This is a genomic window from Pseudomonas sp. GL_093 (assembly GCF_057837605.1).
Genome location: NZ_CM174448.1, coordinates 3,034,031 through 3,056,425 on the forward strand (window position 1 = coordinate 3,034,031; position 22,395 = coordinate 3,056,425).

The 22,395-nt window shown below is 58.5% G+C and carries 20 protein-coding genes; 4 read left to right on the plus strand and 16 right to left on the minus strand.

Annotated elements, in window-relative coordinates; genetic code table 11:
• Nucleotides 1-26 precede the first annotated feature (26 nt).
• From AC3IUE_RS14045 to AC3IUE_RS14060, 4 genes are all read right to left on the minus strand, one after another.
• A complete protein-coding gene (locus AC3IUE_RS14045) occupies nt 27-911 on the minus strand; it encodes an ABC transporter permease subunit (protein ID WP_056745156.1) in 885 nt (294 codons plus the stop codon).
• Nucleotides 908-1,789 carry an ABC transporter permease subunit gene (locus AC3IUE_RS14050; protein WP_161990859.1) on the minus strand — a complete coding sequence of 294 codons (882 nt, stop codon included), beginning with the start codon at nt 1,787-1,789 and terminating at the stop codon, nt 908-910. The genes AC3IUE_RS14045 and AC3IUE_RS14050 overlap by 4 nt, the downstream gene beginning before the upstream one ends.
• 29 nt (nt 1,790-1,818) lie before the next feature.
• Entirely contained in the window at nt 1,819-2,961 is a 1,143-nt protein-coding gene (gene potA, locus AC3IUE_RS14055; RefSeq protein ID WP_489268174.1) for a polyamine ABC transporter ATP-binding protein, read from the minus strand.
• A 366-nt stretch (nt 2,962-3,327) separates the two neighbouring features.
• Nucleotides 3,328-4,089 carry a gamma-glutamyl-gamma-aminobutyrate hydrolase family protein gene (locus tag AC3IUE_RS14060; RefSeq protein WP_489268175.1) on the minus strand — a complete coding sequence of 254 codons (762 nt, stop codon included), beginning with the start codon at nt 4,087-4,089 and terminating at the stop codon, nt 3,328-3,330.
• 280 nt (nt 4,090-4,369) lie between these two features.
• On the opposite strand from AC3IUE_RS14060, the gene AC3IUE_RS14065 reads away from it, so the two are divergent.
• The 4 genes from AC3IUE_RS14065 to AC3IUE_RS14080 all read left to right on the plus strand — a co-directional run bounded on the left by AC3IUE_RS14065 (nt 4,370) and on the right by AC3IUE_RS14080 (nt 9,938).
• Nucleotides 4,370-5,746 (plus strand): glutamine synthetase family protein, encoded by a 1,377-nt coding sequence (locus AC3IUE_RS14065; RefSeq protein ID WP_415756690.1) that lies wholly within the window; start codon nt 4,370-4,372, stop codon nt 5,744-5,746.
• Between the two features lie 221 nt (nt 5,747-5,967).
• Nucleotides 5,968-7,458 carry an aldehyde dehydrogenase gene (locus tag AC3IUE_RS14070; protein ID WP_489268178.1) on the plus strand — a complete coding sequence of 497 codons (1,491 nt, stop codon included), beginning with the start codon at nt 5,968-5,970 and terminating at the stop codon, nt 7,456-7,458.
• A gap of 56 nt (nt 7,459-7,514) precedes the next feature.
• Nucleotides 7,515-8,798, plus strand: coding sequence for an NAD(P)/FAD-dependent oxidoreductase (locus AC3IUE_RS14075; protein WP_489268180.1), 1,284 nt, complete (start codon nt 7,515-7,517; stop codon nt 8,796-8,798).
• Nucleotides 8,799-9,389: 591 nt separating this feature from the next.
• Nucleotides 9,390-9,938 carry a cupin domain-containing protein gene (locus tag AC3IUE_RS14080; RefSeq protein ID WP_007895886.1) on the plus strand — a complete coding sequence of 183 codons (549 nt, stop codon included), beginning with the start codon at nt 9,390-9,392 and terminating at the stop codon, nt 9,936-9,938.
• Between the two features lie 48 nt (nt 9,939-9,986).
• On the opposite strand, the gene AC3IUE_RS14085 is transcribed toward AC3IUE_RS14080, so the two are convergent.
• The 12 genes from AC3IUE_RS14085 to AC3IUE_RS14140 all read right to left on the minus strand — a co-directional run bounded on the left by AC3IUE_RS14085 (nt 9,987) and on the right by AC3IUE_RS14140 (nt 22,342).
• Complete coding sequence (locus tag AC3IUE_RS14085) at nt 9,987-10,616, minus strand: hypothetical protein (protein WP_461998758.1); 630 nt, start codon at nt 10,614-10,616, stop codon at nt 9,987-9,989.
• A gap of 13 nt (nt 10,617-10,629) precedes the next feature.
• Nucleotides 10,630-11,148, minus strand: a complete 519-nt coding sequence (locus AC3IUE_RS14090; protein WP_489268183.1) for a hypothetical protein — start codon at nt 11,146-11,148, stop codon at nt 10,630-10,632.
• Between the two features lie 381 nt (nt 11,149-11,529).
• A complete protein-coding gene (locus AC3IUE_RS14095) occupies nt 11,530-12,363 on the minus strand; it encodes a suppressor of fused domain protein (RefSeq protein WP_461998755.1) in 834 nt (277 codons plus the stop codon).
• 94 nt (nt 12,364-12,457) lie between these two features.
• Nucleotides 12,458-13,936, minus strand: coding sequence for a hypothetical protein (locus AC3IUE_RS14100; protein WP_489268185.1), 1,479 nt, complete (start codon nt 13,934-13,936; stop codon nt 12,458-12,460).
• A gap of 194 nt (nt 13,937-14,130) precedes the next feature.
• The gene (locus tag AC3IUE_RS14105) at nt 14,131-14,424 is read right to left on the minus strand and encodes a fructose-bisphosphate aldolase (protein WP_489268187.1); all 294 of its coding nucleotides are present in this window, start codon (nt 14,422-14,424) and stop codon (nt 14,131-14,133) included.
• 566 nt (nt 14,425-14,990) lie between these two features.
• On the minus strand, nt 14,991-15,209 hold the full coding sequence (locus AC3IUE_RS14110; protein ID WP_489268188.1) for a PLD nuclease N-terminal domain-containing protein: 219 nt from the start codon (nt 15,207-15,209) through the stop codon (nt 14,991-14,993).
• Nucleotides 15,210-15,401: 192 nt separating this feature from the next.
• Nucleotides 15,402-16,817 carry a purine-cytosine permease family protein gene (locus AC3IUE_RS14115; RefSeq protein ID WP_489268190.1) on the minus strand — a complete coding sequence of 472 codons (1,416 nt, stop codon included), beginning with the start codon at nt 16,815-16,817 and terminating at the stop codon, nt 15,402-15,404.
• A gap of 355 nt (nt 16,818-17,172) precedes the next feature.
• Entirely contained in the window at nt 17,173-18,324 is a 1,152-nt protein-coding gene (gene argE / locus AC3IUE_RS14120; protein ID WP_489268192.1) for an acetylornithine deacetylase, read from the minus strand.
• Entirely contained in the window at nt 18,321-18,998 is a 678-nt protein-coding gene (locus AC3IUE_RS14125; RefSeq protein WP_489268194.1) for a DUF1028 domain-containing protein, read from the minus strand. The genes argE and AC3IUE_RS14125 overlap by 4 nt, the downstream gene beginning before the upstream one ends.
• Nucleotides 18,999-19,155: 157 nt before the next feature.
• The gene (locus AC3IUE_RS14130; RefSeq protein WP_415756678.1) at nt 19,156-19,572 is read right to left on the minus strand and encodes a RidA family protein; all 417 of its coding nucleotides are present in this window, start codon (nt 19,570-19,572) and stop codon (nt 19,156-19,158) included.
• Between the two features lie 24 nt (nt 19,573-19,596).
• Complete coding sequence (locus tag AC3IUE_RS14135) at nt 19,597-20,907, minus strand: flavin-containing monooxygenase (protein ID WP_489268196.1); 1,311 nt, start codon at nt 20,905-20,907, stop codon at nt 19,597-19,599.
• Between the two features lie 160 nt (nt 20,908-21,067).
• Nucleotides 21,068-22,342, minus strand: coding sequence for a peptidase MATCAP family protein (locus AC3IUE_RS14140; protein ID WP_489268198.1), 1,275 nt, complete (start codon nt 22,340-22,342; stop codon nt 21,068-21,070).
• Between the last annotated feature and the right edge of the window lie 53 nt (nt 22,343-22,395).

The window sequence follows — 22,395 nt, forward strand, 5'->3', positions numbered from 1 at the left end:
ACGCAAAGCTGTGAAACGCGACGGCACTAGGCCGTCGCTTCTACCATTTGCTTTTTAGGTTGCTGCCAGGATTCGCTGGCGGTCTGGTCCATGGCTTCCTGGATCGCACGTTTGCGGGTGGCTTCGGCGCGGCGGCTGAAGTACCAGACCATGAAGGTCACGATAGAAACTGCGAGCAGGATCAGGCTGGCCACGGCATTGATCTCAGGCTTCACGCCCAGACGCACCGCCGAGAACACTTCCATCGGCAGGGTCGTCGAACCCGGGCCGGACACGAAACTCGCCAGCACGAGGTCATCCAGCGACAGGGCAAACGACATCATGCCGCCGGCCGCCAGTGACGGCGCGATCATCGGAATGGTGATCAGGAAAAACACCTTGAACGGCTTCGCCCCGAGGTCCATGGCCGCTTCTTCGATGGACAGGTCCAGCTCACGCAAGCGCGCCGAAACCACCACCGCCACATACGCCGCACAAAACGTGGTGTGGGCGATCCAGATGGTGACGATGCCACGTTCCATCGGCCAGCCGATCAACTGCGCCATGGCCACGAACAGCAGCAACAGCGACAGACCAGTAATCACTTCCGGCATCACCAACGGCGCCGTCACCAAACCACCGAACAACGTGCGGCCCTTGAAGCGAGTCACGCGAGTCAGCACAAACGCCGCCAACGTCCCCAGCGCCACCGCGGCAATCGCGGTGTAGCAGGCGATTTCCAGCGAGCGCACCACCGAGCCCATCAGTTGCGAGTTATCGAGCAGGCCGGCGTACCACTTGAACGACCAGCCGCCCCATACGGTTACCAGTTTCGAGGCGTTGAACGAGTAGATCACCAGAATCAACATCGGCAGGTAGATAAACGACAAGCCGAAAATCAGCATGAACTTTGAAAATCCGAAGCGTTTCATCCCCGTGCCTCCATCTCTTTGGCCTGGCTGCGGTTGAACAGCAGAATCGGCACAATCAGGATCAACAGCATCACCACCGCCAGGGCAGACGCCACCGGCCAGTCGCGGTTATTGAAGAACTCTTGCCACAACACGCGACCGATCATCAGGGTCTCCGGGCCGCCCAGCAGTTCTGGAATCACGAACTCACCGACCACCGGAATGAACACCAGCATGCAGCCGGCAATGATCCCGTTCTTGGCCAGCGGCACGGTGATTTTCCAGAAGTTGTTGAAGTTGCTCGAACCCAGGTCCGAAGCGGCTTCCAGCAGGCTTTGATCGTGCTTGACCAGGTTGGCGTACAGCGGCAGCACCATGAACGGCAGATACGCATACACCACGCCGATATACACAGCGGTGTTGGTGTTGAGGATCTCGATCGGGTGATCGGTCAGCCCGGTCCACATCAGGAACGCATTAAGCAAACCGTTGTTGCTGAGGATGCCCATCCACGCGTAAACGCGGATCAGGATCGCCGTCCAGGTCGGCATCATGATCAACAACAGCAGAACGTTTTGCGTTTCCTTGCTCGCTTTGGTGATCGCGTAGGCCATCGGGAAACCGATCACCAGGCACATCAGCGTGCTTAAAAACGCGACCTTCAACGAGCCGAAGTAGGCCGAGATGTACAACTCATCCTGAGTCAGCAGCGAGTAGTTGCCGAGGTTCAGCAGCAGCTGAAATTTCTGCTCGGCGAAAGTGTAGATCTCTGAGTAAGGAGGAATGGCCAGAGCCGCTTCCGAGAAGCTGATCTTCATCACCAGGAAGAACGGCAGCATGAAGAACAGGAACAGCCACAGGAAAGGAACCCCGATGACGAGCTTTCGACCACTCGGCATCAGCCGCATAAACTGCTGATTGAGTGTTTTCATGAGCGCAGTACCACGCCGCTGTCGTCTTCCCACCACACGTAGACCTTGTCGTCCCAGGTCGGACGAGAACCACGGCGTTCGGCGTTGGCCATGAACGACTGCACAACCTTGCCGCCAGGCAGTTCCACGTAAAACACCGAGTGACCGCCGAGGTAGGCGATGTCATGCACCTTGCCGCTGGACCAGTTGTAGCGGGTATCGGGTTTGGTGGTGCTGACCAGCAGTTTTTCCGGGCGGATGGCGTAGGTGATCGACTTGTCCTGCACCGAGGTGCTGACGCCGTGACCGACGTAAATCTTCTGCTCCAGGTCCGGGCTGTGAATGATCGCGTGACCTTCAAGGTCTTCCACAACCGTGCCGTCGAAGGCGTTCACGTTGCCGATGAATTCGCAGACCATGCGGCTGACTGGCGCCTCATAAATGTCCACCGGGCTGCCGATCTGCGCGATCCAGCCGAGGTGCATGATGGCGATGCGCTGGGCCATGGTCATGGCCTCTTCCTGATCGTGGGTCACCATCACGCAGGTCACACCGACCCGCTCGATGATCTCCACCAACTCCAGTTGCATCTGCGAACGCAGCTTCTTATCCAGCGCGCCCATCGGTTCGTCGAGCAGCAACAGCTTCGGACGCTTGGCCAGGGAGCGAGCCAAGGCCACACGCTGACGCTGACCGCCGGACAACTGATGGGGTTTGCGCTTGGCGTACTGGGTCATGTGCACCAGTCGCAGCATCTCTTCAACGCGGGCGTCGATTTCGCTGGTAGACAGACGATCCTGCTTCAGGCCGAAGGCGATGTTCTGCGCCACCGTCATGTGCGGGAACAGCGCGTAGGACTGGAACATCATGTTGATCGGCCGTTCGTACGGCGGCATGTCGGTGATGTCGACACCGTCGAGCAGAATCCGCCCTTCGGTCGGGCGCTCGAAGCCTGCGAGCATGCGCAGCAGGGTCGATTTACCGGAGCCGGAACCGCCGAGCAGGGCGAAGATTTCCCCTTGATGAATCTCAAGCGAGACATCGTCTACTGCGCAGGTTTCGTCGAATTTCTTGGTGACGCGGTCGACTTTCACCAACACCTTTTTCGATGTCTGGTGACCTTCAAGAGCCTTCCTGTAGATGCTGGAGGCGTTTGCCATGTGAAACTCCCAACAGGTTTCAGTCGTCGGGCCAACGCGGCCTGACTTAATAGTTGATTGCAAGCCTGATCCTGGTAACGCCAGTGAATCCAGCAGTGATCCCCTGTGGGAGCGAGCTTGCTCGCGATGGCGGTGTATCAGTCGACATCAATGTTGACTGGGCCGCCCTCATCGCGAGCAAGCTCGCTCCCACAGGGGTTTGCGTTTGACTCTCTGGCCCACACTGAGCGGGCTTATTCGGCGCCGCCGTCCTGGCTGCCTGGTGGTACTTGTTGTTATCGCGTTTGTTGTTGTCGTGAGGGACCGGCGCGCAAAGGCACGCCCGCCTGACTCACGGGGCAGTAAATTGATTAATCAAGTGTTAAGTCAGCGCTTGTTACGCAGCACCGCCCGTCGCCGGCATGCATCACCAAACGCCTGGAAAATACTCAAATAAGGAGGATTCGACAGAACCTGCCATTCCGGGTGCCATTGCACACCGACGGCGAAGGTCGGGCTGTGTTCCACCGAGATCGCCTCGATCAAACCGTCCGGCGCAATCGCTTCGGCGCGCAGCCCGGGCGCCAGTCGGTCGATGCCCTGGCTGTGAATCGAATTGACCTGGAACACCTGCGGCAAATCCAGCGCCTCGAACACGCCGCCCGGTTGCACGTTGACCGCATGCGCCGCTGCGTATTGCACCGCCAGGTCCGGATGATTCGCTTCCCGGTGATCAAGCATGCCCGGGAGTTCGTGGACCTTCTGATGCAGGCTGCCACCGAACGCCACGTTCATTTCCTGAAAACCCCGGCAGATGCCGAGCACCGGAACGCCCGCCGCAATGGCCGCACGCAATAAGGGAAGGGTGGTGGCGTCCCGTTGCGGATCGTGATCCGTGCCGGGGGCGCTGTCGGGGCCTTGATAGTGGAAGGGTTCCACATTCGAGGGCGAGCCGGTCAGCAGCAGACCGTCGAGCTGCGCGAGCAGGTCATCGATTTCGGTCAGATCGCCTAAGGAAGGAATGACAACCGGCAGCCCCAAAGCCGCGACGCTGACAGCACGCAAGTACTTGTCGCCGCTGACATGGTAGGGGTGCAGGCCAATCTGTTTGACGCACGCTGTAACGCCGATCAATGGCTTGAATGCCATTTTTATCACCTCGAAGTTTCACACTTGAACGAGCTTTTCCGGAGCTTAGCCTTGTTGATTTTAATTAACAACTCTCATGTAAAAAATTCTAAACGCCGTACGTCCGATCTTCAGGGTTTACGCGGTGTGCAAGACTGATCTGGCACTCTCGTGCCCAAGAAAGGCCCGAAAATAAAGGTTGAGAGGCCAAGTGTTCGCTATTGACTTCACTTTGCCGTTCGGGTTGACTGGGCTCGCAACAAGGTAGTGAACATAATAATTAACAGCTAATAGGTGCATCATGTCGGTCCCTCTGCGTACCGTTCAACTCAACGAAGCAAACGCATTCCTTAAGAAATATCCTGAGGTTTTGTACGTCGACCTTCTGATTGCGGATATGAACGGTGTGGTGCGCGGCAAGCGCATCGAGCGCACCAGTCTTCATAAGGTTTACGAAAAAGGCATTAACCTCCCGGCGTCGCTGTTTGCTCTGGACATCAATGGTTCTACGGTGGAAAGCACCGGCCTGGGTCTGGACATCGGTGACTCAGACCGAATCTGCTTCCCCATCCCTGATACGCTCAGCATCGAGCCCTGGCAGAAGCGCCCGACCGCGCAACTGTTAATGACCATGCACGAACTCGAAGGCCAGCCGTTCTTCGCTGACCCTCGCGAAGTGCTGCGTCAGGTCGTGAGCAAGTTCGATGACATGGGCCTGACCATCTGCGCCGCGTTCGAACTCGAGTTCTATCTGATCGACCAGGACAACGTGAACGGTCGTCCGCAATCGCCACGTTCGCCGGTGTCCGGCAAGCGTCCGATGTCGACTCAGGTGTACTTGATCGACGACCTCGACGAATACGTCGATTGCCTGCAAGACATCCTCGAAGGCGCGAAAGAGCAGGGCATCCCTGCTGACGCCATCGTCAAGGAAAGCGCCCCGGCGCAATTCGAAGTGAACCTGCATCACGTCAACGACCCGATCAAGGCCTGCGACTACGCGGTGTTGCTCAAGCGTCTGGTGAAGAACATCGCCTACGACCACGAGATGGACACCACCTTCATGGCCAAGCCGTATCCGGGCCAGGCGGGCAATGGTTTGCACGTGCACATTTCGATTCTCGACAAAGAAGGCAACAACATCTTTGCCAGCGAGGATCCCGAGCAGAACGCCGCACTGCGTCACGCGATCGGCGGTGTGCTCGAGACCCTGCCGGCGCAGATGGCGTTCCTCTGCCCGAACGTCAACTCGTACCGTCGCTTCGGCGCGCAGTTTTATGTGCCGAACTCGCCGAGCTGGGGCATCGACAACCGTACCGTTGCAGTACGTGTGCCGACCGGTTCGCCGGACTCCGTGCGCATCGAGCACCGCGTAGCGGGCGCCGATGCCAACCCGTACTTGTTGATGGCGTCGGTACTGGCCGGTATTCACCACGGCCTGACCAACGAAATCGAACCGGGCGCACCGGTTGAAGGCAACAGCTACGAGCAGAACGAGCAGAGCCTGCCGAACAACCTGCGTGATGCATTGCGCGAGCTGGACGACAGCGAAGTCATGGCCCGTTACATCGACCCGCTGTACATCGACGTGTTCGTGGCGTGCAAGGAAAGCGAGCTGGCCGAGTTCGAAAACTCCATTTCGGACCTTGAGTACAACTGGTACTTGCACACCGTTTGATGGGAAGCCTGTGGGATTGGTGGGTGTACACAGAGCCTGTGTCCACCACCATCCCCTGTGGGAGCGAGCTTGCTCGCGATGGCGGCGTATCAGACGACATCGATGCTGACTGATCCACCGCTATCGCGAGCAAGCTCGCTCCCACAGGGGATTGCATTCCAGGTTTGAAATGACAGGCATCAGCCTGACGACTACTTATTCCTCTGCGTCGAGTCACAACCATGACAAACACTCGCAGCGACTGGGAACAACGCTTCCAGTCCCTAACCATCGAAGGCCGCGCATTCATCGACGGCCAATACTGCCCGGCACTCAGCGACGACACCTTTGAATGCATGAGCCCGGTCGACGGCCGCTTCCTGGCCAACGTCGCCAGCACCGACGAAGCCGACGCCAACGCGGCCGTCGCCGTCGCGCGCCGCACCTTCGAATCCGGCATCTGGGCCAAACTCGCCCCGGCCGAGCGCAAACGCATTCTGATCCGCTTCGCCGATCTCATCCTGGCCAACCAGGAAGAACTCGCCTTGCTCGAAACCCTCGACATGGGCAAGCCGATCAACGACTCGATGAACATCGACATCCCGGCGACCGCCAACGCGATCCGCTGGAGCGCCGAAGCCATCGACAAGATCTACGACGAAGTTGCCGCTACGCCGCACGACCAACTCGGCCTCATCACCCGCGAACCTGCCGGTGTAGTAGCCGCCATCGTGCCGTGGAACTTCCCGTTGATCATGGCCAGCTGGAAGTTCGCCCCAGCCCTCGCGGCCGGCAACTCGTTCATCCTCAAACCTTCGGAAAAGTCGCCACTGACTGCCATTCGCATCGCCCAACTGGCGCTGGATGCCGGCATCCCGAAAGGCGTGTTCAACGTCCTGCCGGGCTACGGTCACACCGTCGGCAAGGCGCTGGCGTTGCACATGGACGTCGACGTGCTGGCCTTCACCGGTTCGACCGCGATTGCCAAGCAACTGATGATCTACGCCGGGCAAAGCAACATGAAACGCGTCTGGCTCGAAGCTGGCGGCAAGAGCCCGAACGTGGTGTTCGCCGACGCGCCGGATTTGCGCGCGGCAGCACAAGCGGCGGCCGGTGCGATTGCCTTCAACCAGGGCGAAGTCTGCACCGCCGGCTCGCGCTTGCTGGTGGAACGCTCGATTCGCGAGCAGTTCATTCCGCTGCTGGTGGAAGCACTGCAAGCCTGGAAACCGGGACACGCTTTGGACCCGGAAACCACCGTGGGCGCGGTCGTCGATCAGCGTCAACTGGACAACGTGCTGCGCTACATCCAGATCGGTAAAGACCAGGGCGCGCAACTGATCGCCGGCGGCAGCCGCACCCTCGAAGCCACCGGTGGCCTGTACGTGGAACCGGCGATCTTCGACGGCGTGACCAACGCCATGACCATCGCCCGCGAAGAAATCTTCGGCCCGGTGCTGTCGCTGATCACCTTCGACACCGAGGAAGAAGCGCTGGCGATTGCCAACGACAGCATCTTCGGTCTGGCCGCAGGCGTGTGGACCAGCAACCTCAGCAAGGCCCACACCTTCGCGCGCGGCTTGCGCGCCGGCAGCGTCTGGGTCAACCAGTACGACGGCGGCGACATGACCGCGCCGTTCGGCGGGTACAAGCAGTCGGGTAACGGTCGGGACAAATCGCTGCACGCGTTCGACAAATACACCGAACTCAAAGCGACCTGGATCAAGCTCTAACACCTATAAAAAAGCGACGGTCGCCGGCACGCTGCCGGTGGCCATCGGAGAAACCTATGAAACAAGCACATGTAAACAGCTACTACGCCGCCACCCGCAATTTCACCGGCGATTTCCCGGTGCTCGAACAAGCGGTGGACTGCGACGTCTGCGTGATCGGCGCCGGCTACACCGGTTTGTCCTCGGCGCTATTCCTCGCCGAAGCCGGCTACAGCGTGACCGTGCTCGAAGCCGCCAAAGTCGGTTTCGGCGCCAGCGGTCGCAACGGCGGCCAACTGGTCAACTCCTATAGCCGTGACGTCGATGTCATCGAAGAACGCTACGGCGACAAGACTGCCGAAGTCCTCGGTAGCATGATCTTCGAAGGCGCTGACATCATCCGTCAGCGCATACAACACTACGACATCCAGTGCGATTACAAGCCCGGCGGAATCTTCGCCGCGCTGAACAAGAAGCAGCTCAAAGGCCTGGCCGAACAGAAAAGCAGCTGGGAACGCTACGGCAACAAGAACCTGAAAATGCTCGACGCCGCAGACATCAAACGCGAAGTCGGTTGCGACAACTACGTCGGCGGCCTGCTCGACATGCAGGGTGGCCACATCCACCCGCTGAACCTGGCCCTCGGCGAAGCCTCGGCCATCATCGGCCTGGGCGGCAAAATCTACGAACAATCGGCCGCAGTGGAAATCACCTACGGTGAACCGATCACCGTACGCACCGCCAAAGGCCTGGTCCGCGCCAAATACCTGCTGATCGCCGGCAACGCCTACCTGCCTCAAGACCTCGACAACCGCGTCACGCGCAAAAGCATGCCGTGCGGTTCGCAAATCGTCGTCACCGAGCCGTTGTCCGAAAAGGTTGCGCGCAGCCTGATCAAAAACAACTACTGCGTCGAAGACTGCAACTACCTGCTCGACTACTACCGCCTCACCGCTGACAACCGCTTGCTGTACGGCGGCGGCGTGGTCTACGGCGCCCGCGAACCGGACGACATCGAACAACTGATCAAGCCGAAAATCCTCAAAACCTTCCCGCAACTGAAGGACGTGAAAATCGACTACCGCTGGACCGGCAACTTCCTGCTGACCATGTCCCGCATGCCGCAATTCGGCCGGATCGAGAAAAACGCCTACTACATGCAAGGCTACAGCGGCCACGGCGTCACCTGCTCGCACCTGGCCGGCAAACTGATCTCGGAAATGATCCGCGGCGACGCCGAACGCTTCGATGCTTTCGCCTCACTCCCGCACATGCCCATGATCGGCGGCCGCACCTTCCAGGCCCCACTCACCGCCATGGGCGCCGCGTACTACGCGCTGCGTGACCGATTCGGTATCTAAGTTAAGCCTGCTGCAATCCCTGTGGGAGCGAGCTTGCTCGCGATGACGGTGGCACAGTCAAAATTGATGTTGCCTGACACACCGCCATCGCGAGCAAGCTCGCTCCCACAGAGATCCATGGCATACACAAAATTTGCACACGACCAAGACCAACCTGTGGGAGCGAGCCTGCTCGCGATGAGGCCATCCCAATCACCACCATTCGGCGCCATACACAGATTCCAAAAACACCACTGGCCAAATGTGGGAGCGGGCTTGCTCGCGAAGACGGCAGCACTGCCAACATTGATCCTGCCTGACACACCGCTACCCTGTGGGAGCGAGCCTGCTCGCGATGAGGCCATACCAGTCACTATCAATCCCAACTGACACCCAGTAACCGCACCTGCATTTCTCACAGCCAAACCACCCAACTTCAGGCCAAAACAACCTTTTTACCCAACCATTTATCGAACCTGCTGAGCAACACCACCAAACGTGATTTAATACCCGCCTTTCAAATTTCCGGGACAGGGAAGCGGTGTTTTCGCGGCCAAAAGTCGCCCGCCATCCACCCCCATAACCCTTAAGTATTCCTCGCATAAGGCTGTCATGGACACGGGCTCACGACTCAAATTAGTACGCGAAAGCTACAAACTCTCCCAGCGCGAGCTGGCCCGGCGTAGCGGCGTCACCAATGCCACCATCTCCCTGATCGAACAAAATCGCGTCAGTCCCTCCGTCAGCTCCCTCAAAAAACTGCTCGAAGGCATTCCTATGTCTTTGGCGGACTTCTTTACCTTTGATCAGCCGCCGCGCGAGCATCAATACGTGTTCCGCGCCAATGAACAGCCGGATCTCGGTCGTCATGGGCTGCGATTGTTGCTGATTGGCGCTTCGGTGCCGAGTCGGCAGATGCGGTTATTGCGTGAGCAGTACGCGCCTGGGGCGAGTTCGGGGGAAGAGCCGATTGTGCATTCGGAAGGGGAGGAATGTGGGTTGGTTACGCGGGGGACGGTTGAACTGACGGTTGATGGGCAGATTAGTGTGTTGAATGCTGGGGATGGGTATTACTTTCCGACGACGTTGCCGCATCGGTTTCGGAATATTGGGGCGGATGAGGCGGAGATTATTAGTGCGAATACGCCAGCTAACTTCTGATACCTGATGATAGAAGCGGCGGGTGGCCGCTTCTCCCGTTCATACATCTCAGAGGCTTTTACTGAACCATTGTTTATCCAATTCTCTCAACGTCATTTCTGGCGTCAGTCGCAGCGCCGCTCTAAACGCCTTGATTAGTTCGGCGTAGTGGTTAGCGATGTCCTTGACCTGGCGGTTGCTATACGTTTTAACGCTGATGCCGGCGCCGTTGAGGGCCCGACGGTCCAGAACGGGGATGAGATCTATGAAGTGCGCTGCCAATAGCGCTGAAGCGTAAGACGGCCCCAGACCTCGTATTTTACTTTTCGGTTTTGTTGTTAAAGCGAGGAAGTCTGTGCAGCAACCAGTCAGTTGAGTCAGCTCCTCTTCTGTCAGATTATTCAGAGGCTTTTTCTTAAATGTTGTTTCGATGTCCTTTAGAGCAATTTCGTAGTATTTCAGCTTCGCGGGCAGCGTTGCCATCGGCTCTGTTATAGAAGCATTTCCACCCTTGAAGTTGCTTACGTGCAGGAGATCGACCAGCGAAAGCTCCCAGGTTAACTTCTTGTTGCGAATGTGCTCCTGGAAATGGGACATGGCCTCATTCAGCATCTCCCAAGTTGTTTCAGGCTTTCTCGCCATATTTGTATATTTCCAGCGCCAATGAACAACAGTAACGGAATAGATGACAGCGCTCAATCGGCCAGCGCGCTCAAGGCGTCGGCAGTGATAACCGATCCAGTGCACAGCCTTTGGCTGGTGATTGCTTAGCCTGAAAGAGTCGAACTCCGGAATCCAGATCAACGATGTTGATCTGGCAGCCGCTCATGACATTGGGGCCTTCGGCGATGCCGCCCTTGATCACATAGCGGGCGCCCGGCATGAACTCACTGACGAAATCCACTGTGCATCTGCGGTTGCCGCTGGCCCCGCCCTCCAGCATCAGGTGGATCGGTTTGCCCGCTTCAATGGCTCGAAAACCTTCGGGTTTCGATGGGTGCCCACCGCTGACCGAGAATAGTTCCCGAGCGGGTGTCACGGGTACCGACCTGCCATATTTGCAGGCCATGGTCGGCGCTGCGCTAAGGGTCAGGTAGTTGCGACGGTTGGTCATTGCGTCCATTTCACTGCGAATTTGCGCTTGGGGGGCATTGGCAGGGATTTCGTATTGCTGGATCGGGGAGCAGCCCGTAATCAGAAGCAGGAGCGAGCCTAAATACAACGGTTTCATGGGCGTTTCTGTCCGTAGCGGTTTGGGTGAAAATTATAAGAATTTACACGGAGGAACATGGTTCTGATGGTTTTCTCCAAGTGTAGAATCCGGAGTCTCCAGCATCCCTGTTTTTAAGTGTTTTCGTCCGACTCGTACGATACGTTTGGATAATAGATTGCGTACCTGACTCCAGATAAATGTTTGCTTGGTAGGTTCTTAATCAAATTGTATTTTGTGATGAGTTTTGTTGAGTCCTTAGGGGGGCGGTGTTTTCAGGTTCAATTCCCATTTCATGCCTAGACTTGAAATACTATTCACTAAAAACGTAAAAGGTGACAGATCTATTAATAAATAGATCTGTCACCTTTTTTCGTGCACATGAAAGCGACCGCTCGGTTTTCACACAACGCTAGCACGATTCAGATTGCTTATATGTCCGATGCCGGCGGCGTTCAAACGGCTGACCAGATCTTCACGTGCTGCTCGCCCACCCGTTCGGACGTATTGAAGCTCCGATGCGGTGATCAATACCATCGGAACCAACCTGACCGGAGATAACGGCATGTCATCCAGTCGGGTCGGGAAATCCGGCTCCGGCGCGCCCAGCAGAACGCCGGTACAGTCGTCTTCGGTCACAAAGTGTTTGGGAAGTTGATCGCTCATGTGGTGCGACAGGCTGAACCCGGGAATTTCGAGAGATAGCGTACCGTACTGATCGAGCCGTTCGGTGACTCCTCCAGCGTCGGCCACCGTTTTGGCAACGTGCTCCAACAGTTCGAATGCCCAGCTGTTTTTTAATGGGTCGACCTCACCGAGGGCGCCACGGGCGTGCTCGGGTATGTCAGCTGTTTCCATGAACAACTCCATCTCGAAACCATTGCCCATCCCTTCAACTCCATCGAATGGATCCGACAGGCCGTCGGTGGCAAGGAGTATCGAGTCACCACGGCGGACCACCCGATAGGCCTGACGAGTCGAGGGCCAGTCAGGGCCACCCCTGAAACTCGGACTGATCATATAGGCAATGACATCCCGCTCGACGGTGCCGACAGAGTGCCAATGACGATCCAGGCACGCTTCGCCGGCGAGTCGCGCCGCCAGATTGGACGCTTCAGCCTCGTTCAACTCACCGATATCAACCAGCTTCTGGAATGCCTGGATTTGCGGTTCGACCCGGAGGTTTTGGGTGGCAGGGCTTCTCAGTGAGTCGAGAAGCTTTTTAAAGAAATTCATGTGCGTTCCTTGTCGGGTTTTGGCATTGATGTGAAAACGCGGAAGCAGATTGTGCTTCCACTTCAACGGTTGTTTTTGCTAGTGGCCAGGCAACTCAAGATTCCACCACCTCAATCATCCATTCGCCCTGCACGTTCCGCGTGACGTATTGGATCGGCACAAACATTCCATACGTTTCGAGGTAGACGTAAATGTCGGTGCTGTATTGGTAGGCATCTCTTGTGCAACTGAGTACCTTGGCAGTCCCGGTCAAACTCGGGTGATACGTGCTGGCGGGTTTCTGCGACTGCACCTCACAGCTTAATCTGTCGTCGACCGGCACCAAGGCTCTGGGACCTTTCCCGTCGTTGGTATAAAGAAGCTGCATATCCTGCGTCGTGTATCGCAGGAGGGCGCCGACCGGCATGTTCGCCCAATCGCCCTCGAAGCTGAGTTTCGTCAGCGCCTCAGTCTCGATCGTTATCTCAGCTGTATGAGTTCTGTATTTACTTTCAGCCAAGTCGATCAGGCCTCGGAAAGTGGCTTTGACCCAATGATATCCTCGCTCTTTAAAACGCTCCGTCAGTTGATTGCCCGCCTCGCCAGAAAGGTATTTCGAGTCACGACCCTTGAGCAGGACGGAGTCATCTGAATACTGTCTTGGCTCGGAGTTATCCTTGAACACCTGGCGAAGGTGCTGAATGCTTTTCTCCGGTTTGGGCATATTCAATGCCTCTATGGCTTTCAACACCGGGGTGGCAACGACTGGGGGCGGTGCTTCGAAGGGCGACTGCTCACGCCCTTCAAATTGTTTGTACTGGTCCAGCGACTGGGGTTTGCCACAGGCCACTTGAACCAGCTGACGCTCATCGACTCCGAGGCTTTGCAGATCGATGGCTTTGAGATCTGTCTGCACGCTTCCAGCGAGCACACGACTGTGAGTATCCAGATAGAAATGGCTTAACGCGGTCAGTTGTTGCAGGGCGCAGTTGGCCGTCCACCGCTGGCGTACCTGCCCATACAAGACGTTTTTGCCGGGCACCAACATCTCGCCGGGTAGTACCCGAGCCGTCCAGAAAGTGACCTCATCACCTATTACTTTCAGGCTGCTGCGGTCGATCATCTGCCAATCCTGATGCTCGGGTGCCGAGAACACGCGCCATTGAGGAGGTGTTGTCTGGGCACACACCTGCTTCAACTGCGCACTTTGCAGGTACTGGCTCTTTTGTTCAGCAGGCAATTGCCAGGATTCAACCGAACGCCCCCGCGGGTTGGCGGCGAATAGCGACATTCTCCCTTTGCTGTAGTAAGTCATTTGCGCATCCGGCTGGCTGCAATGGGCGTCGAAACGGGCCAGATAGTGGAGTTCCGGACTTGGGGACGAAGTCACTACATAGGTGATCCGATCTCCCTCGCGCACGATCGAGTTCGGCTCGGGTGTCTCGAACATCACACTGTTGAAAACCGCAAAGCCCGGCTGGGCCTCAGGTGTTGTGATTTGAGCGGACGCGGGCTTTGTCGCTTGGCATCCAGAAAGGATCAAGGCAGCGGTAAGCAGTGAAAAAAAGCTGAAAGGGTGGGACGTGGCATCCATGCGGGTGTACTTCATCAAAAAAGTGATGGCATATTAACATGAGTGCTGGCTGCCAAATAGGATGGCGCTTATAGAGACGATATTGTGTTCGTGCTGTGCTGATAAAGAAGACAATCCTCTCGGTAACTCGACAGTACTGAACAAAACAAAAAAACCCGCTACTCAGTGCGGGTTTTTTTACGACTCAACTCTGATCACTGACTCTTTGGTACATCAAACCCACGCTGCTCAATTACCCGAAACACATCGCTCACATCCTGGAACATGATCCGGGCGATGTTGGTGACGGTGTTGATGTCGTTTTCGGCGTAGTCGGGGAGGCTGGTGCAGGCCATGAGGTTGAGGTACTTGAGGACGGCGCTGAGGCGTTCGCTGACGCAGTTGTGGAGTTCGCGGATTGGGGCGTCGCTGTCGATGAGGAGGACGGGGTAGTCGGTGGCGAATTGGGACATGGGGGTGAAGCGGCGGGGCGGGTTTTGGGTCGTCATGGGCTAAATCCTCACAAAAGAAGAATTGCCACCTTTCTGCTGCGAAACAAATGGGTGGCAGCTGTGCGCGGGTTCGCAGACCGGAGACCCACACCAAAAACCCGGCAGACCCGAGGGTCTCCCACGCACAACCGCCATAAAACTAATGCAATCAGAAACGGCTGCATCATGCCTGACGGTGCTTTGGTGTCAATCTAGCGGGCTGCGAAACCCTATCGCTAACTGCGGTCAGCGACGGGTCGAATATAGGCGTCCATTTTTGTGCTCACAACCGGGCTGTAGGACGGTTGGGCGTTTGTTATGACAAGGCTGAATGCCACTGTTTTCGGGCTTGTCGCGGTGATTCGGGTCGTGTGGAGTGCCTTGGGAAATGGGGTGCAGGTTTTGGGGCCGCTTCGCGACCCAACGGGGATAAATCCCCTCGCCACAAAGGGTAAGTTCCTACACGAATTTCGGACGTCAGGTTTATGAAATTGGGTGGTCAGAAACAACAAAGCCCCGAATCATCGGGGCTTTGTTGTTTGAGTTTGCGCAGTTCTCGAACCCTTACCGCACACGCTCCGACGTCATTGTCTAGCCTGCCGCGAATGCGGGTTGGGATCGGTGTGTTTCGGTCCTGCCAGTGCCCACGCTATCAGCCCGAATAGCGGTACAAATACGATTACCACCATCCATACGAGTTTATTACTGGATTTGCCTTCGGCTTTTCGCAGTTTGTTGATTGCCCATAACTCGACCAGCACAAGTATTGCGGCGAGTACGATCCAGATGGTTTCGGTTTGCATTGGTCACCCTCCTGATAGTCATTCAGTTAGGTGAGCGGGTGTGGGCGGGGTTCATTAAATTTCGGGGTTTTGTGGGGATGGCGGGTAAAGCGAAAACGGGTTTGCTCGCGAAAGGTGTGACAGTCGATATGGATGTTGACTGTTAGGGCCTCATCGCGAGCAAGCTCGCTCCCACAGGGGATTGGGTTCCAATTACAGGCTGGTGGCGAGTTTTCCGGTTGAGAGCCGGCGTTTGTAGGCGGTGTCGCGGTTGGCTAGCCAGTAGTAGAGCGGGGAGGTGATCAGCAGGCCTACTAGCCAGGACAAGTCAGCGCCGTTGATGTGTTCGGAGATTGGGCCGACGTACAGCGGCGTGTTCATGAAGGGAATCTGCACCACGATGCCAATCGCGTAGGCCAACAACGCCTGCGGGTTGTACCGGCCATAGATCCCGCCATCCACCTTGAAGATCGAGCCGATGTCGTACTGACCTTTGTGAATCGCGTAGAAGTCGATCAGGTTGATCGCGGTCCACGGCACCAGTACCACGAGCAGCACCAGCACCATGTCGACGAAGTGGCCGATGAAGTTGGTGGAGGCGCCGACGGCGGCGAAGCTGCAGGCGGCGAGGACGATGATGGAGAGGACGGCGCGGCTTTTGGCGGTCGGGATCCAGCGGTAGGCGAAGGTTTGGACCAGGGTGATCAGCGACAGTACGGCGCCGTAGAGGTTGAGGGCGTTGTGGCTGATGACGCTGAGCAGGAACAGCACGAGCATCAGTGGGCCGATGGAGCCGGTGGCGAGTTTGACGGCGTCCATGGTGTCCATGCCGACGGGTGTGGCGAGGACGGCGACGGCGCCGAAGATGAACGAGAGGCTGGAGCCGAGCACGGTGCCCAGGTAAGTGGTCCAGAACGTTGCTGCTACGGGGACGTTGGCCGGCAGGTAGCGCGAGTAGTCGGAGACGTAGGGCGCGAAGGCGATTTGCCAGAGCGCGGCGAGCGATACGGTGGCGAGCCAGCCGGAGATGTTGAAGCTGCCGCGGGTGAGGAAGTCGGCGGTCTGCACGTGGGTGAAGATGTAGCCGAAGCCCAGCACGATGCCGGCGCCGAGCACCCAGGTGCCGATGCGGTTGAGCACGTGGATGAAGCGGTAGCCGATGATGCCGATGATGCCCGAACCGAGGGCGCCGATGACGATGCCCACCGGTACGGGCACGCTGTCGACCACGCCGTGCAGGGACTTGCCGGCGAGGACAATGTTGGAGGCGAAGAAGCCGATGTACATGATGCCGGCGATCAGCACCACCAGCAGTGCGCCGAGCGAGCCGAACTGGGCGCGGCTCTGGATCATTTGCGGAATGCCCATCTGCGGGCCTTGCGCTGAGTGCAGGGCCATCAACACGCCGCCGACCAGGTGGCCGACGAGGATGGCGACGATGCCCCACACCAGGTTCAGGTGAAACATTTGCACGCCGAGGGCGCCGGTGACGATGGGCAACGGCGCGATGTTGCCGCCGAACCAGAGGGTGAACAGGTCGCGGGTTTTTCCGTGGCAATCTTCAGGCGGCACGTAGCCGATGGTGTGTTTTTCGATGAGCGGGGCGGAGGTTGTTGCTGCGGTAACCATGACGGACTCCAAGGCAAAAGTGAGTACGTGGACGTACTTCGGTGAGCGCTGCACGGGGGCGACGCTTTTCTTGTTGGAGTTGATGATGTGCGGTGGGGAGTGAGAGATAAATTAGTAAGTTTGTGGGTATAGACGCTAAAAAATGTATGTCGGGTGGGGAGCGTGTGATGGCTGGTTTTACGGCGTCCGCGCGAGGGCAGACGGGGTTGAATACCAGTCAGTGGATGGGCACAAAACCTGTGGGAGCGAGCTTGCTCGCGATAGCGGTCTGACAGTCAGAATTGATTTGGCTGACAGACCGCTATCGCGAGCAAGCTCGCTCCCACAGGGGATTTTGGGGTGTTCAAAATCTTTGCTATTCGCTGATTGATTGCAGCATTCGATGGAGCATGGCATCGCAGCTGTTCAATTGCTCGAGGCTGACGAATTCGTCGGGTTTATGGCCTTGATCCATGCTGCCGGGGCCGCAGACGACGGTGGGAATGCCTGCCGCGTCGAATAGGCCGCCCTCGGTGCCGAACGCTACCGTTCCGAACTCTCGGGAGCCGCAGAAGGCAGCAATCATCTCAGCCGCTTCACTTCGCGCATCGGTCACCAACCCGGGATACGCCGACAACTCGCTGAAGCGAATCTCACTCTGTTCACTCACCGCACGCATGCGCGGCAAAACCTGCTGCTCGGCGTAGGCTTTCAACTCCTGCGCAACCTCACTCGGATCATGCGAGGGCAGGGCGCGGATTTCGAAGTCGAAGCGACAATCGGCGGGGACGATGTTCAAGGCTTTACCGCCGGAAATCACACCGGTTTGTACCGTGCTGAACGGCGGATCGAACCGTGTGTCGTGATGCTCGGGCGCTTTGAGCCGGTTGCCAATCCGCCCCAGTTCACCGATCAGTTCAGCGGCGTATTCAATCGCATTGACCCCGAGTGGGGTGTACGCCGAATGGCACGCTTCACCGTGAATATCGCAACGCATCGCCAGTTTGCCCTTATGGCCAAGCACCGGTTTGAGCCCGGTCGGTTCGCCAATGATGCAGAGCATCGGTTTGACCGGGCGCTTTTCCAATTCCGACAGCAGCGAGCGCACGCCGAGGCAGCCGATCTCCTCATCGTAGGAAAGCGCGATGTGCACCGGCAGTCGCAGCGTGGCCTTTACCAGTGACGGAACCAACGCGAGTACGCAAGCAATGTAGCCTTTCATGTCTGCCGTGCCGCGACCGTACAACTTGCCGTCGCGCTCGGTGAGTTCGAACGGCGCAACGGTCCACGGCTGGCCGTCGACGGGCACCACGTCGGTGTGCCCCGACAGCACGATGCCCGGCCGGTCCGCCGGGCCAATGGTTGCGAACAGGTTGGCCTTGCTGCGCTGCTCGTTGTAGACCAGTTCGCAAGGCACGTCGAAGCGTTCGAGGTAGTCGCGGACGAACTCGATGAGGTGCAGGTTTGATTCGCGGCTCGTGGTGTCGAACGCCACCAACGTTTTCAGCAAATCGAGGCTGTTGCTCATCGGTCGTCTCCGGCGACGCCGTAGCCAGGGGATTTGTCGGGGGCCAGGGCGCGGTCGATGTAGTCCTGAACCTGTGGGCGATAGGCGTCCCAGAGTTTCTCCAATTGACCGATTGGATCGTGATCCGCCCAATCCACCCGCAGGTTGATGATCGGCCAGGTCAGTTCGCCGACTACCACCACCGCCGCCGAATGCACTGGCCCGGCTTCGCCGCCCGCCGTAATGGCTGCTTTCATGGCCGCGAGCAAGCGGTCGGTCAGTTGGCCCTCGCCATGTTCGAATGCCTCGACCATCGCTTCGATCACTGAACGGTCCGCCAGCATGTTGCCGGCAGCGACGCATTGATCGCCGGACACGGCGTTGTGGTTGCCCAGGGTCTGCGCGCCGCTGAAGTGGGCGGTTTGGCCGAGGTGGTCAATCGCGGTGATCTGGCGGTATTGGCTGTAGCCGTTGCGGGTCAGGACCTTGTCCAGTGCTTCAGCAGGCGCGAGGCCTTGCTCCATGAGGGCGAGGACTTCCGGGCCGAGTGACGGCAGGGTGATGTTTTGTGTAGAGACGGCGCCGACACCCGGCAGCAGCCAGGGGCAGCGGGCGCCGACGGCGATGCTGGAGGAACTGATCGCAATGCCGAACTGACCGGTTTCGGGGCAACGTGCTGCGATGGAGAAGGTCATGGTTTTGCTCCTTGTATTGCCTTGGTTGAGGTGGCGTCTGTGCGGGCCTCATCGCGAGCAAGCTCGCTCCCACAGGGGATCTTCAGTGGCCGCAGATTTTGTGTACGACGCGGATCAAATGTGGGAGCGAGCTTGCTCGCGATGGCCGCGACTCGGTCTACTCAGGAATCACCGCAATCACATCAATCTCCATCAACCACTGCGGCTGCCCCAACGCCGACACCACCAGCCCGGTCGAGATCGGAAACACCCCTTTAAGCCACTTGCCCACTTCCTGATACACCGGCTCGCGATACCGCGGATCGATCAGGTAGGTGGTGGTTTTCACGATGTGGCTGAGGTCGCTGCCAGCCTCTTCCAGCAACTGTTTGACGTTGCGCATGGCTTGCTCGGTTTGCGCTCGCGGGTCGCCGAGGCCTATCAGGTTGCCTTCGAAATCAGTCCCGACCTGACCGCGAACATAAACGGTGTTGCCGGCCCGGACCGCCTGGCACAAGTCATTGTCCAGGCTCTGGTTCGGGTAGGTTTCCTTGGTGTTGAACATGCGAATACGGGTATGGGTTGGCGTGGACATTTGAAGCTCCTAAAGAAGAATGGCTCAAGCGCTGACAGTTGTTTTATGGGCGACCGGGACGGTTTCAGCCTCGCGCTGCGCGGCATCGTGGTAGTCGAGGTATGAACGCTGGATGGCGATGTGGTCAGCCACGTACTTAGCGTCATGCCAAACGCCCCAGATGAACGAAGAGCCGCGACGGGACTGCCACGGCAGACCGAGGAAATACACGCCAGCTTCGCTCGACACACCGCGCTGATGCGCCGGTTTGCCGTTGTCGTCGAAGGCATCAACCTTGAGCCAGCTGTAATCGGTGGCAAAACCGGTGGCCCAGATGATCGAGGTCACGCCGGCCTTGGCCAGGTCGAGCTCAAGGATCGGGTTAGTCACGCAGTCCGGATCGGAAAAGGTAATGCGCGCTTCAGGCTCTTCCGGCAGGTCCAGGCCGTTGCGTTCGATGTAGGCATCGGCGGCATTGAGCAGCGTCAGATAGTTCTCATCGCCGCGTGCCAGGTTCTCGGCAAGGTTCGGTTGAAAAGTCGCTACGCCGCCGTTGAACGATTGGGTCAAACCCACCAGTGTCATGCCGCGATGGGCCAGTCCACGGAAGTCCACGGTGCGGCCGCCATGTGCGCCGCTCACCGCAATGGTCACGTGTTCCCGGCCCGGTTTCATGGCCGCCTGATCCCACTCGCCCAGCACACCCAACCACCAGCAGAAATCACGGTTGCGATAGGCGCGAGGAGGGCGGTCGTGTGCGCCGACAGAGAGGTATACCTTCTTGCCGGCCCGCTGCAGTTCATCAGCGATTTGCACGCCCGACGAACCGGCACCGACCACCAGAACCGCGCCTTCGGGCAGCTGCGCCGGGTTGCGATAGTCGGCGGAGTGGATCTGCAGGAATGGCTGATCTTTCGGCGCGATTGGCGGGATGACAGGGCGCTGGAAAGGCCCGGTGGCAGCCACTACGCGGTTGGCCTCGATCACGCCTTCAGAGGTTTCAATGGTGAAGCCCGGGCGACCGACATTGCGCTCGACCTTCAGCACGTCCACGCCGGTGCGGATCGGGGCGTTGAATTTCTTGGCGTAGGCTTCGAAGTAGTCGGCAACCCGCTCTTTCGGGGCAAAGTCGTCGGGGCTGAGGTCGTCGAAATCGAGACCGGGAAAACGGTCGTGCCACGCCGGACCGTTGGCCACCAACGAATCCCAACGGCCGGTGCGCCAGCGCTCGGCGATACGGTTGCGCTCCAGCACCAGGTGCGGCACGCCGAGTTTGCTCAGGTGTTCACTCATGGCCACGCCAGCCTGACCGGCGCCAACAATCAGCGTATCTGTTTTTATTTTTTCAGTGGTCATCTCAATACCCTTCGAAGTTGGATTTAGGTCGGTAACGGCCTGCCATTTCTTGGGGTCAAGACTAGGGATCACCCTGGTATCGGTAAAATATTATTAAGCTGGCATTTGAGTATAAATAACTGATGCAGAGCGTTTGGTTCGGTGGCTCTCCCTTTAAACACTAGGCACTGGCATCGGCTTCATGCTCGTCGGCGAAGGCCATGAGCACTTCCAGATCGAGTACATCCAGCTTGATTCGGGAAATAAAAGCGGAGAACGCCAGGTTGGCGGCGAGCAGACGCAGATCGGAGGCCCAGGCCGGAACATGGACCGGCCCCTGGAGCCAGCCGGACTCGAAGAGTGGGGCCAGGCGCACGGTATCCCCCAGGCTGAGGCGCCCGGCGAACAGATGGCCCACCAGTTCCGGCCGGTTGTCGCGGATCGCGATGCGCAACAGGGTATGCACGCCAAGCAAACCGGTCAGGTAGGCGGCATCCTTGGTGAATGCCGAACCGCCGCGCAGGTCGGCGCCGCGGAACACCCGCTGGGTTGAGCGGAAGGATTCCTCTTGCGACTGTCCGGCCGCGAGAAAACCTTCGAATACCTGAATGAAATCGGCGCCATCCAGCGCCTGCTGGACCGCGAGTACGCGCAGGGCGAGGCGGCGCAGGCGGTTGATGTCCATGCTGCCGGTGAACAGCTCGGCCAGGGTGGCGATGCCCTCCTGGGTCTGGGTCGTGCGGGGCGCTCCCAGGCCCAGGCTTTTGAGGTTGGGTTGCAGCGCGCCGTTTTGTGCCGTGGCGACATGCACGAAGGCCTCATGTTGCAACAGCTGGTTCTTGTCCAGTTCCGAGAACAGTGCGCTGGCCCGCAGGCGGATGCGACTGGCCCCGGCGATGGCCTTGGCGGCCAGGGTCGGATCGAGCACGACGGTGATCCGGCCCGGTCCGAAGAAGCGGTCGAGTTCCGGTTGCATCCAGGCGGCGAAGGCCTCGGCCGGGATTTCTGCCGGGCACGGTGGAATCCGCGCACCGCCCAGAAGGGCGTCGGTGGTCTTGAGGAAGAATTGGGCCGCGTCCAGCATGCTCAGTTTCAGGCGCGAATAGTAGAAGTCCGGGCGCCGGTACAGCGCTGACGAATACTGCGTAAAGGCGGGTGTGCCAATGGCACCGAGCATGTGTCCCGCCGTGGCATAGCTGCGCGCCGTCATGGCGAGGTGGCGCCCGGCCGGATGGCCCTCATCGCAGCGGCCGATAAAGGCTTCGAGGGCGGCGATGTCGGTGCTGTGGTCGCGCGGGCGCAGTTCAACCCTGGGCAGTTCTCCCTGCCCGGTGCGCCAACGTGTCAGGAATGCTTCTTCGACCCCATCCGGCCAGGCCAGGGCCTCCAGCACGCGGATCTTGCGGGCCAGACCGGGCAGGGCGGCATCGAGTTCGGACAGGGGTGCGGCGCTCATGGAGATCTCCTTGGGAAACAAGGCTCAATCGAAAAAGCTTAGTCGTTGTCGAT